Source organism: Paenibacillus woosongensis, assembly GCF_030122845.1.
Lineage (GTDB): Bacteria > Bacillota > Bacilli > Paenibacillales > Paenibacillaceae > Fontibacillus > Fontibacillus woosongensis_A.
In genome coordinates this window covers 2,617,427-2,631,548 of sequence record NZ_CP126084.1, presented here as the reverse complement: position 1 = coordinate 2,631,548, position 14,122 = coordinate 2,617,427, and the positions used below count along the sequence as shown (strand labels likewise).

Here is a 14,122-nt window from a genome sequence, read left to right as displayed (position 1 = left end):
GTGAATAGATTAAGATTCTGGATTACTTGCAGTGACGTTCAACCGCCTGATCGATCATCTGAACGATCCCATCAATTCGGGCCGCATCTTCTTCGCTGATGTTATGCATTGGAGCTCTTACTCCGCCGATATCTATGCCTCTTCTTTTCAGTACTTCCTTGATGACGGCATACATGGAGCCATCCTGAGAGCATAGGGCGATAATAATGTCGTTAATGTCACTCTGAATCGCTGTCGCTTCGGCAAATTTGCCGGCCTTAACCCATTCATTCGCTTGCAGGAACAGCTCTGGCATTGAGGCGTACGTTCCGCCGATTCCAGCGTCGGCCCCCATGATTCTTCCGGATACGAACTGCTCGTCAGGGCCGTTAAATACGATGACGTCTGCACCGCCGACTTTTTTGAACCGCTCAATGTCCATGGTCGGCATCGAAGAATTTTTAACGCCGATGACTTTTTTATTCTCCAGCATTTTGGCAAACAATACCGGACTAAGCGTATATCCCGTCGTTTGCGGAATGTTATAAATAATGAAAGGAAGTTCCGTTGCCTCAATAATGTCGCTCCAGTATTTATAAACGGCATGATCTGGGAGCTTAAAGTAAATCGGCGGGATAGCCGATAGCGCATCATAACCCCGTTCCGCCGCATGCTTCGCCAATTCGATGCTGTCTCTCGTCGACGGAGCTCCCACATGGGCAATCAAGGTCATTTTGCCTTTCAGCTGGTTCGCAACATACGTTAGCACGGCTTTGCGTTCATCGAGGCTGTGATAGATGCACTCCCCGGAGCTTCCGCCAACGTAGACACCTTGCACTCCTTTGTCTAACAAGTAATCGCACAGATCCTTCGTCCGCGCTTCCGAAATATTGCCTTCTTCGTCATAGCATGCATAGAAGGCCGGTAAGATGCCATGAAACTTTTCTAATGAAGCCATTTTCTTTCCTCCTTGGTTGTCTGCATTGTCTTTGTCCTCGAATGGTCATGAGCTCTGGTTTCGTAAATTATTTTCGCTTTTATCTAATATATGAAAAATATTTCCGCCAGAAATCATGACAAGGTGTTCGTGTTCGTGTTAGATCCGATGACCTCCCCCGTTCGATGATACTAATGCGACATGAATCTGGAAGCCCTTACACAACTTTGGGTTGTTAGTATTTAATTTTGGCTCCTTCTATATTCAAGATATCATGAATTTTCGATTTTGTAAATTATTTTCTCCAGAATATAATTGTTGAAAATTTCTTCCCGTGTTAAGAATATTGAATTTCCTTTCCTGTCTTCATCCCCTTCTACAGAATATTGTGTTACCATATGATCAATTCATTCTAAGGAGAGTAAGCCTAATGACACTAGCAGAAGTGATGACGAAGCTCGAGGAACTGGGCACTGAGCAAACGAAGAAAACCTTTATGCGCCATGGAGCTAAGGAGCCCCTCTTCGGCGTCAAGGTCGGAGATCTGAAGAAGCTGGTGAAGCAGGTGTCCAAGGATCAGGAATTAGCTCTGGCTCTTTATGACACAGGCCATTCTGACGCCAAGTATTTGGCCGGACTGTCCATCAACCCGCAAATGATGACATTGCCCCAGCTGGAGCACTGGGTCAAACAGGCTAACTGGTACATGCTGGCCGAATATACGGTCGCAGGCGTAGCGGCAGAGAGCCCTTACGCGCTGAAGCTGGCACGGGAATGGATGCGTTCTGGTGACGAAATGGTCGCGACCTGCGGCTGGAGCACCTATGCCAATTACGTGTCCATTACTCCCGATGACCAGCTTGACCTGGAGGAAATCCGCGCCTTGCTGCGGCTGATCGAATCCACGATTCATGAGGAGCAGAACCGGGTTCGGTATACGATGAATATGTTTGTCATCATTGCAGGAAGTTATGTGACTGCTCTATATGATGAAGCCATTGGCGTCGCGGAAAGCATCGGCAAGGTTCACGTCGATGTCGGCCAAACCGCTTGCAAGGTTCCGTTAGCTGCCGATTACATTCGCAAGGTAGAGCAGCGCGGCAAGCTGGGCATCAAGAAAAAAACCTGCATCTGCTAAGGACAGCCATTCCTTTAGGACTATAGATTGAGTAAAATTCTGGCCACAGTGAAATAGATGATTAAGCCGGTGCCGTCCACGAGCGTCGTAATGAATGGCCCGGAGATCACGGCCGGGTCCGCCTTCAGCTTATGCAGAACGAGAGGCAGGATGGCGGCCACGAAGGAAGCCCACAGCACGATGATCATCGCCGTTAAGCCCACGACTAAGCCTACGTTCATCTCAACGCCGAGCATCCAGGCACGAAGGTAGGCGATAATAAAAATCGTTGAGCCGGTCATGATTCCAGTGACCAGTTCCTTCCGGATTACGCGAAACAGATCTCTAAAGTGCACTTCACCGACGGCAAGCGCCCGGACAAGCGTGGACACGGTTTGGGTCCCGGTATTGCCTCCGGTGCCAATGAGGAGCGGTATAAAGAATGCAAGCGATATGACTTCGGTCAACGTATCCTCAAAATGCCTTAACACCGTCCCGGTATACGCCTCGGCGACAAACAAAATCAGAAGCCAGATGATCCTTTTTCGATAGAGATGAAATACAGAGCTCTTGAAATAAGTACCCTGTAGCGGCTGGCTTCCGCCGAGCATCTGAATATCCTCCGTCGCCTCCTCCTGCATGACGTCGATCAAGTCATCGACGGTAACGACGCCAATCAGACGCTGCTGGGCGTCCACGACCGGCAGCGCAACCCAATCGTAACGCGACAGCAGCTCAGCCGTTTCCTCTTGGCCCATCGTAGCTGGGACGGAGATAGGTTCATCCGCGATTTCCTGCAACAGGGTAGCGGGATCAGCCATAATGATTTTTTTCAGCGAAACGACCCCTAACAGCTCCCCTTTCATTCCAGTTACATAAATATAAGCCGTAATTTCTGCCTCGCGCCCGACCTTGCGTATGTGCTCCAGCGTAGTATCCATCGTCCATTGGCCAGGTGCGGCGATATAATCAATTGTTGCCAGGCTCCCTGCCGTTTCCTCCGGAAACGTCATCAAAGTCTGCAGGCGCTTGCGGTAATCGTCCGGCAGCAAATCCAGCAGCTTGTCCGCCTGATAGCGATGAATCGCCAGCATCATATCCGCTACCACATCACTGGGCAGCTCATTGAGAATTTGCGAAGTCAGATTCACATCCAGATTGTGCAAAATCTTATATTGCATGAGCGGTTCCAGAAACTCCAAAATTTCCGCCGCCACGGCCGGGGGAAGAAGCTCCATCAGTCTAAGCTGCTCCTCCGCCTTTAATTTCTCCAGACTTTCTGCCAAATCAATCGGTCTAAACGCCACCACAAATGTAAGCATCTGGTCCTGATCCGCTGTCAAGATCTTCTGCCTCATTTGATTAAGATCGATCATTATAACGTACTCCTTTGAATTTGTTGTTCATGCCTAATATTCCATTATACCACGGTTGAAAGCAGGCAAAGCATGACTTACTAAGGTATAAGGCGCATGCTTTCTTCAGACAATAAAATCATGTCAACAGCCATCATGAAGCAACCTGCTTTTGATTTCATTGCTACTGAAACCGCTAACAGCTACGATAGTTATAGGATATATGAACTACTCATCAACTTCAGATTCAACAAATTATTATGTGGAGGTCAAAAAATATGGGTACTGCACAATCATCTGGCTTTAAAGTTCTAGTGCAGCGGTTCGGCCGTTTCCTAAGCGGAATGGTTATGCCGAACATCGGTGCATTCATTGCCTGGGGTCTGATTACAGCCCTGTTCATTCCGACAGGCTGGATCCCGAATGAAGGTATGGCTTCGCTTGTCGGACCAATGATCACTTACCTGCTCCCGCTCCTTATCGGTTACACGGGCGGACACATGATTCACGGCGTACGCGGTGGCGTTATCGGTGCCGTCGTAACGATGGGTGTAGTTGTAGGTGCGGACATCCCGATGTTCCTCGGAGCCATGATCATGGGTCCACTTGGAGCTTGGGTCTTGAAAATGTTCGATAAATCGGTTGAAGGTAAAATCCCTGCCGGTTTCGAGATGCTGGTCAACAACTTCTCCTCTGGTATCATCGGCGGTGCGCTCGCCCTAGGAGCATTTAAAGGCGTTGGCCCAGTCGTTCAAGCGTTCAGCAACGTTCTGGCTGCGGGTGTTGAGTTTCTGATTAATACGGGCCTGCTGCCGCTCGCTAACCTGCTGATCGAGCCTGCAAAAGTATTGTTCCTGAACAATGCCATCAACCACGGAATTCTTGGCCCGCTGGCATTGGAGCAGGTGTCCAAGGCAGGACAATCCATTATCTTTATGCTGGAGTCAAACCCGGGGCCTGGTCTTGGTATTCTGCTAGCTTACTGGGTATTCGGCAGAGGAATGGTAAAGAACTCTGCCCCTGGTGCGGTTATCATTCACTTCTTGGGCGGTATTCATGAAATCTACTTCCCGTACATCCTGATGAATCCGCGTTTGATCCTTGCGGTGATCGGCGGCGGCATGGCTGGTACGTTTACCTTCTCGATTCTGGGCGCGGGTCTCGTAGCTGCTCCTTCGCCAGGAAGTATTATCGCCTACATGGCGATGACGCCAAAAGGTGGATACCTAGCCATGTTCGCAGGTGTTCTGGTCGCAACCGTCGTATCGTTCCTGATCGCTTCCCTGCTGCTGAAGACTGCGAAAGACAGCGGAGAAGAAGGCGGGGACCTGGAAGAAGCACAAGCTAAGATGAAACAAATGAAAGCTGACGCTAAAGGCACCAGCACGCCTAACGCTTCTGCAGCCAACAATGAGGTTAAATCCAAAGAAGATGTGAAGAAAATCGTCTTCTCCTGTGATGCCGGTATGGGATCCAGTGCGATGGGCGCATCAATCTTGCGGAAGAAGGTCAACGCTGCCGGCTTGCCGATTACGGTTACCAATACAGCGATTAACGACATTCCGGCTGACGCGGATATTATCTTTACTCATAAGACACTGACAGACCGGGCACGTCTGAAAAATCCTAACGCAGAGCATATATCCATCGAAAACTTCTTGAAAAGTCCTGAATATGACGCGCTCGTCGAAAGATTGAGCAAGTAATCCCAAGCTTGGCGCTGACAGAGTTTCTGTCGGCGTTAAGCTCATTTCTCTCGTGAAGGATGATGCCATATCATAATGTCAACTAGACAACGTCGGATTGTAGAGCTGCTGTTCAATCAACAGAATGAAATTACAGCTGCAGATATCGCTACCGAGATTGGAACCAGTACGCGAACCATTCACAGGGAGCTAATTGATATTGAACCTGCCCTTGCGGCTCATGGCATTACACTTCACAAGAAGTCGGGAATCGGCATCAAAATCGAAGCGGACAGCGAGCAGATCGAATTGTTCAAACAAGAGCTGAATCTATCCGTGCCTGCCGAATATTCTCCCGAGGAACGGAAAATCCTGATTCTGTGCAAGCTCCTGCAGTATGATGAGCCGATGAAGCTGTTCACCCTCGCTCATGAACTAAATGTGACAATGCCTACGATTAGCAGTGATTTGGACCAGCTGGAGGATCAGATCAACGAACAGCAGCTGACACTCGTCCGCAAACGCGGCTACGGGGTTGAATTAACGGGCAGGGAACAAGCGAAGCGGCAAATGATCAGCTTGCTCGCTATCAAATACTTAGATGATTCCGATTTATTTGGACACCAAAATGATCCTAGCGATCATGCCGTTGTACACCCGCTGACCAACCAGCTTCTGAGCATGGTCGGCAAAGCGCAGTTTTTCAAACTAGAGCGGGCACTCTGGCAAATCAACAAGCAATACCCGATTCGTTTGTCAGAGGCGGCTTATACCCGTTTGCTGATCCGGCTATCCGTGGCTCTGACCCGAATCGAGCACGGCTGTCTTATTCGTCAGGATCAGGAGCTTGCTGCCCAACCGGCCACTTCATCCGTCAAGGACAACGGCCAGCTTGCCCGTCTCCTCCAACTGCTCGAATTAGAGCTCCCTCAGGCCGAGGAGGCATATCTAGGCAGCTTGCTCAGGGGCGAAGCACAACATGAGCTGGGATTGCTCGTCAACCATAACGACATGTCGCTCATCGAAACGGTAACCGAGTTGATCCGCTATATCGAGATCAAGACGCAGATTTCATTTATGAATGACCGCTCGCTCGTCGAGGGCTTGATCCAGCATATGCACCCTGCCTTTCAAAGGATTGCCAGCGGCATTGCCATTCGCAACCCGATTCTGACACAGATCAAAAAAGATTATGACGAACTGTTCACTCTCGTCAGGCAGGGCGTCGATCAGTTCGTGCAAACCCTCCACGTCCCGGACGAGGAAATCGGTTATATCGTGATGCATTTCGGAGCCGCCATCGAACGTTCCAAGCAATTTCCGTGGAAAGTTCGGGCCGTGCTCGTCTGCACGAGCGGCATCGGCTCGTCAAAGCTATTGGCGGTTCGTATTCACAAGGAGCTGCCGCAAATCGAGCTGATCGGCCATTTGTCCTGGTATGAAGCTGTACGGCTGCCAGCGGACGATTATGATTTGATTATTTCAACCGTGAATTTGCCGCTGGCCTCCGACAGGTATATTAAAATCAGCCCGCTGCTCACGGAGGATGAGGCCACAAAGCTAAGAGCTTTTATTCATGACATTACTTTAAAAAACAAAGAGCCCTCCCCCGCTGCCGCTGCTGACCCGGATCATGGCCCGCTCGATCGGCTGAGACAGCTGCATATCTACTCAGATATTGTGCTGCAGCTGCTGGAGAACTTCAGAGTTCACAGGATGAACCGAAGTTCCGGAGGGCCTGACCTGCAGAGCCAGCTGCTGCATATGATCTCCACGATTGAACAGCCCAGCGTATTGCTGAACAAAGAGAAGATCGTGGAGCAGCTGCTGCATCGGGAAGAGCAAGGCAGCCTGGTCATGCCCGACACGGAGATCGCCTTAATCCACACGCGAAGCGAATGGGTACAGCAGCCGCTCATTTCCCTGTTTCGCTACGATATGCCGATTAAGCTAAACCATGAAGCCGGTGATGTTAAGCAGGTCCTGTTGATGCTGGGTCCCATGAAGCTGGACAAGGCGAGTCTCGAAGTACTGAGCGAAATCAGCGGAATGCTGCTCCTCACCGACATGGTTGCACTGCTCGAGGAAGGAAGCAAGGAAGAGATCACAGGTTTCATCTCCGGGCAACTGGAGAAATATATGATAAGAAAATTGGATTGGAGAGATTAAACCATGGCTATTCTATCTACAGACAAAGTGAAACTCAACGTGAAGGTTCAAGACAAATACGAAGCTATCCGCATGGTGGGACAAATGCTGGTGGACGCTGGCCATGCCCCGCAGGAATATATCGAGAAAATGATCGAACGCGAAGACTCCCTGTCAACCTATCTTGGCGGCGGACTCGCCATGCCGCATGGCACGAATGAAGCCAAATCCATGATCAAATCCACGGGGATGGCTATTATTACCGCCCCGGACGGTATTGATTTCGGCGGCGATGAGCCTGCACGGCTAGTCATCGGCCTTGCAGCCATCCGCGATGATCACATGGGGATTCTAACGAACGTAGCCGTCCTCGTCTCGGATGATGATGAAATGGAACGAATCGTAAACGCGACTTCGGAAGAAGAGCTGATTTCGATTTTCGAAGAGGGGCTGAGCGAATGAAGGCCGTACATTTTGGCGCAGGCAACATCGGTCGGGGCTTTATCGGCTTATTGCTCTCGAAGTCGGGATACGAGGTGACGTTTGTCGATGTAAACGATACACTGGTCAACCTGCTGCAGAGCAAGCGGCAATATACGGTCACCTTGGCCAATGAGCAAGCCGATTCGATCATCGTCGAGAACGTAACCGCGATTAACGGCAACAATCAAGCCCTTGTCGCCGAAGCGGTCGCGGAAGCAGATATCGTAACGACCGCCGTAGGCGTCTCCGTACTGAAGCATATCGCTGCCGCAATTGCTCAGGGCATTGAACTGAGATTGTCGCGCAGCACCCGCCCTCTTCATGTCATTGCCTGCGAAAATGCCATCGGGGGCAGTACGCAGCTTAAAAACCATGTCTACGACCATCTGTCCGCAGCCGCAAAAGAGCAGGCCGATCAGTCGATCGACTTCCCCGATGCCGCCGTGGATCGAATCGTACCGCTGCAGCAGCATGAGGATCCGCTGCTCGTCACGGTCGAGCCTTTTTACGAATGGACGGTGGATCGGTCGGCCATGCGAGGGGAATTCCAGGAAATCGCCGGCGTCCATTATGTAGACCGATTGCTGCCTTATATCGAGCGCAAGCTCTTCACCGTGAATACCGGGCACTGTATCGCTGCCTATCATGGTTATCTGAACGGTTACGAGACCATCCAGGAAGCGATGAAAGATCCCGCAGTCGTCGACGAAGTTAGAGGAGCCTTGCAGGAATCGGGCGCGATGCTTGTGAAGACGTATTCGTTCGACGAGGCCTCTCACAAGCAGTATATCGAGCAAATTCTCGAACGCTTCATCAATCCTTATTTAACCGATGAGATTGCGCGCGTAGGCCGTTCCCCGATTCGGAAAATTTCTCCGAACGATCGGCTCGTAAGACCGGCACGCCTCGCTCATGAACTGGGGATCCCTGTCCCCCATCTGACAAAAGCGGTTGCCGCGGCTCTGCTATTCGACGAGAGCAGCGATCCGGAATCCGCCGAGCTGCAGGCCTATGTGCGCGAGCACGGGGTTCATGCGGCCATTGAGAAATACACGGAGCTGCCGCAGGATCACGCGCTGCATACCCAAATTGCCGATGAATATGCGAAGCTTAAAGAACGAGCGCAATCATAGATTGATCCAATGACAGACCAGAAGCCGCAGGACGATAGCGAATGATTAGCTACAGTCCTGCGGCTTCTTTCTTATGTAAATTCAATCCTATAAAAAAATTTAATTTTAAATAGCTATAATTTTACGTTTTTCTGTTACAATAGCAATTGCCGCGGACAAGCGGCTCAACCTCAAAAATATAAAATAAGGATAGGGATGAGAATTGAAATCTTCTGCGACTACTCAGCAACAAGATCTTTATAACATCAAGAAGCTGCCCATATTGATATCACTCATTATCGGCGCATTTTTTTCCATTTTGAATGAAACTCTGCTTAATATCGCATTGCCGAAGCTGGAAGTGGCGCTGGAGGTATCCGCATCTAGCCTGCAATGGCTGGCTACCGGCTACATGCTTGTCGTTGGCGTGCTGATTCCCGTATCGGCGCTGCTCGTGCAGTGGTTTACGACGAGGCAGATGTTCCTGGGCGCTATGGTGCTGTTTACGGTGGGGACGCTTCTTTGCGGAATCGCCCCGAATTTTGAATTATTGCTGATCGGCCGCTTGCTGCAGGCGAGTGGAGCTGGTCTTATGCTGCCCGTCATGATGAACACGATTCTCGTGCTGTATCCGCCGGAGACGCGCGGGGCGGCCATGGGCACGATCGGACTTGTCATTATGTTCGCTCCGGCGATCGGCCCTACCCTTTCGGGTTTGATTCTTCAGGTTGCCGAATGGCGCTGGCTGTTTTTCCTGGTGCTGCCTTTTGCAATCATCTCCATTGTGGTATCGTTCATTTTCTTGAAAAATGTCACCACTGTCACCAAACCTAAAGTCGACGTGCTGTCGATTATGCTGTCTACGCTTGGGTTCGGCGGCATCGTATTCGGCTTCAGCAGTGCGGGTAAAGCGGATACGACCTGGGCCAGCACGGAAGTATACGTCCCGTTAATCGTAGGCGGCGTGTCATTGCTTCTATTCGTCATCCGGCAGCTAAGGTCGAAGGAACCTATGCTCGATTTCCGCGTTTTTAAATTCTCGATGTTTACGCTCACGACGATCATGCTCATCATCGCGATGATGACGATGTTTTCGACGATGCTGCTGCTCCCCTTCCTGATGCAAGGGGTGTTCCTGATGACGACCTTCGCGGCCGGGCTGGTCCTCCTTCCCGGAGGATTGCTCAACGGACTAATTTCGCCGGTTACCGGCAAGCTGTTCGATAAATTCGGCCCCCGCGCCCTCGTTATTCCGGGCAGCACGCTTCTGGTCATCATCATGTGGCTGTTTACGCGAATTGATTTGCAGACGACGACAGGGATTCTGGTCCTGCTGCATGTTCTGCTGATGGTGGCCATCGCGATGATTATGATGCCGATGCAAACCAATGGACTAAACCAGCTGCCGCAGCGGATGTATCCGCACGGGACGGCAGTATTGAACACTTTGCAGCAAATTGCCGGAGCTATCGGCGTGGCGTTGTTCATCAGTATTATGACTTCAGGACAGCAGTCTTATTTCATGTCGTTGACGGCGGAGCCGACGCCTGCGCAAATCGCGGAGGGTTTGCTGTCAGGCATTCATAGAGCTTTTGTAATCGGCTTGGTATTCGCGATTATCGCTTTAGTGCTATCGCTATTCACGAAGCGGACGAAAGCTCCTGAGGAGCAGTTCGCAGCCAGCAACAGACCGTCTTAGTAGGCTCTATATGAACAAAAAGGACGATGCCCTCCGCCCTCGCGGGCGGGAATCGTCCTTTTTGCTCGGGACATTTTCTGAATAGTAATTACCATAATAAAAGAAGGATATATTAAATCAGCAAACGAATATCCTACATTAGAATTTTTAATTCTGAGAGGAGTGATGTGGTATGAAAAATATCCATGTTGCCATTGTTTTAAGGAAGGTTACGACCTCATCGTAGAGGTAAAATTCCTCTACGAAGTAAAATTTGGGAGGAATTCCGTATGGCCGTTGAATTAAAGCCAGTCTCTATTGAAAATTGGTATGAATGCACCAAGCTTCAAGTTAATCCGGAACAGCTTAATGTCTTTCCAGCTCCTGTGGTTTTTTGGATTGCAGAATCTAAATATGTTGATGATTTTGAATTGCGTGCTATTTACTCAGAAGAGATTCTAGTCGGATTTCTCGTATTTTGTACGAATCCAGATAAGGATGGTAACTATTGGATTCCTGCAGTAATGATTGACGATAAGCATCAAGGTAAAGGTTATGGCAGAGCAGCAATGGAAGCCTTAATTCAGTTCATGAGTGCATCGAATTGTACAAGAATAATGATTGGACATCGACCAGACAATCAAATTGCGGGTAAGTTGTATGAATCTTTGGGTTTTAATAGAGTTAGTGAAGAAGTAATAGACGGTGAAATCGTATCTCTACTTCGAATCAGTTAACAAATGGACTGCCGGCACCTGTCGGCAGTCTTTATAATATATATCAGATAACTTCGTTCATAAAGTCAATCGTTCGCCGAAAAGCGTCCTGCACCTCAACCTCCGCAAAATGCTGGTCGAAAACATGGTCCGCTCCAGGGATCGTGATCAGCTCCGCCGGCACCCCGAACTTGCACAGCTGTTCATACATCAGGACGGACTGCTCGTAAGGAACGTCCGTATCCTTGTCTCCGTGAAGCAGTAGAGTCGGCGGAAAATCCTCCCGTACGTTGCTGAGCGGATTATACATTTCCAGCAGGTTTCGGTCTCTGACAGGATCAAGACCCGACATTTCCGTCAGCCATACGCCCTGCTGGCGGCAATATAAATAATAATTGAACCGATCCCACTCACCTTCGGATACCGTTATTGCAGCTACTGAGCGCAGAGCTTCCTCCCGGCTCACCATCGGTCTTTGGCAATAATGCTCGCTTGGTTTCATTACCCAGTCGCCAAGGATATCTCCATAACCATAGAAGGACACAATCGCCTTTGGTTTCAACTCCATCGTTCCCATCAACAAGCTCAAGTAGCCGCCCGCCGAGCCGCCCATCAGTACTAGCTTGTCCGCATCAAACCCATACCGCTGCGAAGCATTTGATTTAATCCACCTAATGGCATCTCTTATATCCTGGACGATGTCATAGAGCTTTGTCTGCGGAGCCAGCCGGTAATCGATGCTGACGATCGTGAATCCCGCTTCATAATACAGTTCGATGTGTTGGAGCGGCAGCCAGCTTCGTGAGCCGAACATCAAGGCTCCGCCGTGGATATACATGAGGACGGGCGAATGCTTGCCATTGCTGTATATATCCGCTTGGATTGTACAGCCTTTCACCTGCTTGTATATGTGCGTCTCTTTTTTCATGTCATCCCCCCACGATACAAGGTCAAATGTCTGATAACTCATTTTACAACGGATGCCGTTTATTTCACAATATAAAACGGCCGCTTACCGTATAACGGTTCAAGCGGCCGTTCAAGAAATGATTGATCCTTAAATCGTTTCTAAAAGCTTGAGCAGCTGCCCACGGTCGGAAACGGACAAAAGCTGGCTTCTGAAATCATCGTCCATCAGTTTCCGGGACAGCGCGACAAGAATTTGCAAATGCTCGTTCCCTTTCGCTTCCTCCGGTACGGCAATCATGAAGACAATCGAGACGGGCTGACCGTCGATTGAGCTCCAATCCAGCGGATTCGCGAGCTTAGCGAAGGCTAGAGCCGGTTCTTTCACGCCGGACGATTTGCCATGGGGAATGGCTACCTTAAAACCGATTCCCGTAGAGCTCATTTTCTCACGGTTCATTACCGCTTCTAAATAAGCAGATTTATCGGCAACCGCTCCGGATTGTTCGAGGGCGTCAATCATCGCGTGGATGCATTCCTCCCTGCTTGCTGCATTTAATGGCATCAAAATAGCATGTTCGTTCAGGAGTTCAATAATTTTCAAGTTGTTCACCCACCTAGTTGTTAATTACAGGTTTTTTCAAAACGGATAGTATTAAGGCTGTTACGATGGTTCCGATCGCAATCGCCAGTGCATACAGACCTACTTGCGTTACGGCATTGGGAATCGCCAAGACGAAGATTCCGCCATGGGGTGCTTGCAGCGTAGCCCCAAACAGCATGGACAAGGCTCCGGTTACCGCCGAACCTGCCATAATGGAAGGAATTACGCGGAATGGATCGCCGGCCGCAAACGGAATCGCACCCTCGGTAATGAATGAAATGCCCAGTACGGCGGCTGACTTGCCCGCATTTCTCTCATCAAGCGTAAATTTCTTCGGCGCGATGATGGTAGCCAGCCACAATCCGAGCGGCGGGGTCATCCCCGCGGCCATCACCGCGGCCATCGGACCATAGACACTGCTGGCCAAAAGGCCAACCGCAAAGGTGTAAGCAGCTTTATTCACCGGACCGCCCATATCGAAAGCCATCATAGCGCCGAGCAGCAGCCCGAGCAGCACCGCATTGGTAGAGCCGATCGTATTTAGCCAGTTCGTCAGTCCGTCCATCGTGAATTTGACCGGCTCTCCGATGACGTAGATCATGAGCAATCCGGTAATGCCTGTTGCCAGAAGCGGAATAATCAGGATCGGCTTAAGGCCTTCCAGGTTGCGCGGCAGCTTGATCCAATCTTTAAGCCATTTGGCCAAGTAACCTGCCAGAAAACCGGCAGCAATCCCGCCGATGAATCCCGCGCCGATTTGCGAAGCCAGCATCCCACCGACAAGGCCTGGGGCCAGTCCCGGCTTCTCGGCGATCGAGAAAGCGATGAACCCGGCAAGGATGGGCACCATCAGAGCGAAGGCTGCTCCTCCGCCAATATCCATAAGCGCTGCGGCCAGTGTACCCTTCTCATTAAATGCTTCAATACCAAAAATAAATGAAATCGCTATCAACAATCCGCCAGCAACGACGAGCGGAAGCATCGCCGATACCCCTGTCATCAGATGTTTGTATGGCCCTTTGCGTGAAGCACCACGCTCAGATTTCGCTTGATTGATCTGCTTCAAGTAATCATCAGCAGATGCCGCCTTCATCGCCAAGGCCTGGTCGAGCAATCCGGCAGGGTCTTTCAACGCTTGGGCCACACCCACCTTCACCACAGGCTTACCCGCAAACCGGGATTCAAGGACATCGGTATCCGCAGCGAGAATCACCGCATGAGCCTCGGCAATATCCTGCTCCGTCAGTTCGTTCTCGACTCCAATTGCACCGCGCGTCTCCACCTTGAGCTCGATGTTCTTCGCTTTCGCCGCCTTGATGAGCGACTCCGCAGCCATATACGTATGAGCTACTCCCGTGGGACATGCCGTTACAGCTATGATTTTACTCATTGTTCATTCTCC

At 50.3% G+C, this 14,122-nt stretch carries 12 protein-coding genes; 7 read left to right on the top strand and 5 right to left on the bottom strand.

The window, feature by feature from the left end:
* Positions 1-22: 22 nt before the first annotated feature.
* Positions 23-937: a dihydrodipicolinate synthase family protein gene (locus QNH46_RS12025; protein ID WP_283928287.1), complete on the bottom strand. Its 915-nt coding sequence runs from the start codon at positions 935-937 to the stop codon at positions 23-25.
* Between the two features lie 409 nt (positions 938-1,346).
* Here QNH46_RS12025 and QNH46_RS12020 point away from each other — a divergent pair, with 409 nt between their 5' ends.
* Positions 1,347-2,054 (top strand): DNA alkylation repair protein, encoded by a 708-nt coding sequence (locus tag QNH46_RS12020; RefSeq protein ID WP_283928286.1) that lies wholly within the window; start codon positions 1,347-1,349, stop codon positions 2,052-2,054.
* Positions 2,055-2,074: 20 nt separating this feature from the next.
* On the opposite strand, the gene mgtE is transcribed toward QNH46_RS12020, so the two are convergent.
* Positions 2,075-3,409 (bottom strand): magnesium transporter, encoded by a 1,335-nt coding sequence (mgtE, locus tag QNH46_RS12015; RefSeq protein WP_283928285.1) that lies wholly within the window; start codon positions 3,407-3,409, stop codon positions 2,075-2,077.
* A 257-nt stretch (positions 3,410-3,666) separates the two neighbouring features.
* On the opposite strand from mgtE, the gene QNH46_RS12010 reads away from it, so the two are divergent.
* The 6 genes from QNH46_RS12010 (at position 3,667) to QNH46_RS11985 (ending at position 11,231) form a co-directional block, all read left to right on the top strand.
* Complete coding sequence (locus tag QNH46_RS12010; protein WP_283928284.1) at positions 3,667-5,094, top strand: PTS mannitol transporter subunit IIBC; 1,428 nt, start codon at positions 3,667-3,669, stop codon at positions 5,092-5,094.
* 75 nt (positions 5,095-5,169) lie between these two features.
* A complete protein-coding gene (locus tag QNH46_RS12005) occupies positions 5,170-7,242 on the top strand; it encodes a BglG family transcription antiterminator (RefSeq protein ID WP_283928283.1) in 2,073 nt (690 codons plus the stop codon).
* Positions 7,243-7,245: 3 nt separating this feature from the next.
* Positions 7,246-7,683, top strand: a complete 438-nt coding sequence (locus QNH46_RS12000; protein WP_283928282.1) for a PTS mannitol transporter subunit IIA — start codon at positions 7,246-7,248, stop codon at positions 7,681-7,683.
* On the top strand, positions 7,680-8,837 hold the full coding sequence (locus QNH46_RS11995) for a mannitol-1-phosphate 5-dehydrogenase (RefSeq protein WP_283928281.1): 1,158 nt from the start codon (positions 7,680-7,682) through the stop codon (positions 8,835-8,837). The genes QNH46_RS12000 and QNH46_RS11995 overlap by 4 nt, the downstream gene beginning before the upstream one ends.
* Before the next feature lie 202 nt (positions 8,838-9,039).
* Positions 9,040-10,515 carry a DHA2 family efflux MFS transporter permease subunit gene (locus QNH46_RS11990; RefSeq protein WP_430691912.1) on the top strand — a complete coding sequence of 492 codons (1,476 nt, stop codon included), beginning with the start codon at positions 9,040-9,042 and terminating at the stop codon, positions 10,513-10,515.
* A 269-nt stretch (positions 10,516-10,784) separates the two neighbouring features.
* Positions 10,785-11,231, top strand: coding sequence for a GNAT family N-acetyltransferase (locus QNH46_RS11985; RefSeq protein ID WP_283928279.1), 447 nt, complete (start codon positions 10,785-10,787; stop codon positions 11,229-11,231).
* A 43-nt stretch (positions 11,232-11,274) separates the two neighbouring features.
* On the opposite strand, the gene QNH46_RS11980 is transcribed toward QNH46_RS11985, so the two are convergent.
* From QNH46_RS11980 to QNH46_RS11970, 3 genes are all read right to left on the bottom strand, one after another.
* The gene (locus tag QNH46_RS11980) at positions 11,275-12,138 is read right to left on the bottom strand and encodes an alpha/beta hydrolase (protein WP_283928278.1); all 864 of its coding nucleotides are present in this window, start codon (positions 12,136-12,138) and stop codon (positions 11,275-11,277) included.
* 129 nt (positions 12,139-12,267) lie between these two features.
* Positions 12,268-12,729: a PTS sugar transporter subunit IIA gene (locus QNH46_RS11975; protein ID WP_347342985.1), complete on the bottom strand. Its 462-nt coding sequence runs from the start codon at positions 12,727-12,729 to the stop codon at positions 12,268-12,270.
* A 4-nt stretch (positions 12,730-12,733) separates the two neighbouring features.
* Positions 12,734-14,110, bottom strand: coding sequence for a fructose-specific PTS transporter subunit EIIC (locus QNH46_RS11970; RefSeq protein WP_283928276.1), 1,377 nt, complete (start codon positions 14,108-14,110; stop codon positions 12,734-12,736).
* Between the last annotated feature and the right edge of the window lie 12 nt (positions 14,111-14,122).

Excerpts from the sequence above, each read along its gene's own strand:
- QNH46_RS11970 (WP_283928276.1), bottom strand. The coding sequence starts at position 14,110 with ATGAGTAAAATCATAGCTGTAACGGCATGTCCCACGGGAGTAGCTCAT.
- QNH46_RS12005 (WP_283928283.1), top strand. The coding sequence starts at position 5,170 with ATGTCAACTAGACAACGTCGGATTGTAGAGCTGCTGTTCAATCAACAG.
- QNH46_RS11985 (WP_283928279.1), top strand. The coding sequence starts at position 10,785 with ATGGCCGTTGAATTAAAGCCAGTCTCTATTGAAAATTGGTATGAATGC.
- QNH46_RS12010 (WP_283928284.1), top strand. The coding sequence starts at position 3,667 with ATGGGTACTGCACAATCATCTGGCTTTAAAGTTCTAGTGCAGCGGTTC.
- QNH46_RS12025 (WP_283928287.1), bottom strand. The coding sequence starts at position 937 with ATGGCTTCATTAGAAAAGTTTCATGGCATCTTACCGGCCTTCTATGCA.
- QNH46_RS11995 (WP_283928281.1), top strand. The coding sequence starts at position 7,680 with ATGAAGGCCGTACATTTTGGCGCAGGCAACATCGGTCGGGGCTTTATC.
- mgtE (WP_283928285.1), bottom strand. The coding sequence starts at position 3,409 with ATGATCGATCTTAATCAAATGAGGCAGAAGATCTTGACAGCGGATCAG.
- QNH46_RS11980 (WP_283928278.1), bottom strand. The coding sequence starts at position 12,138 with ATGAAAAAAGAGACGCACATATACAAGCAGGTGAAAGGCTGTACAATC.
- QNH46_RS12020 (WP_283928286.1), top strand. The coding sequence starts at position 1,347 with ATGACACTAGCAGAAGTGATGACGAAGCTCGAGGAACTGGGCACTGAG.
- QNH46_RS12000 (WP_283928282.1), top strand. The coding sequence starts at position 7,246 with ATGGCTATTCTATCTACAGACAAAGTGAAACTCAACGTGAAGGTTCAA.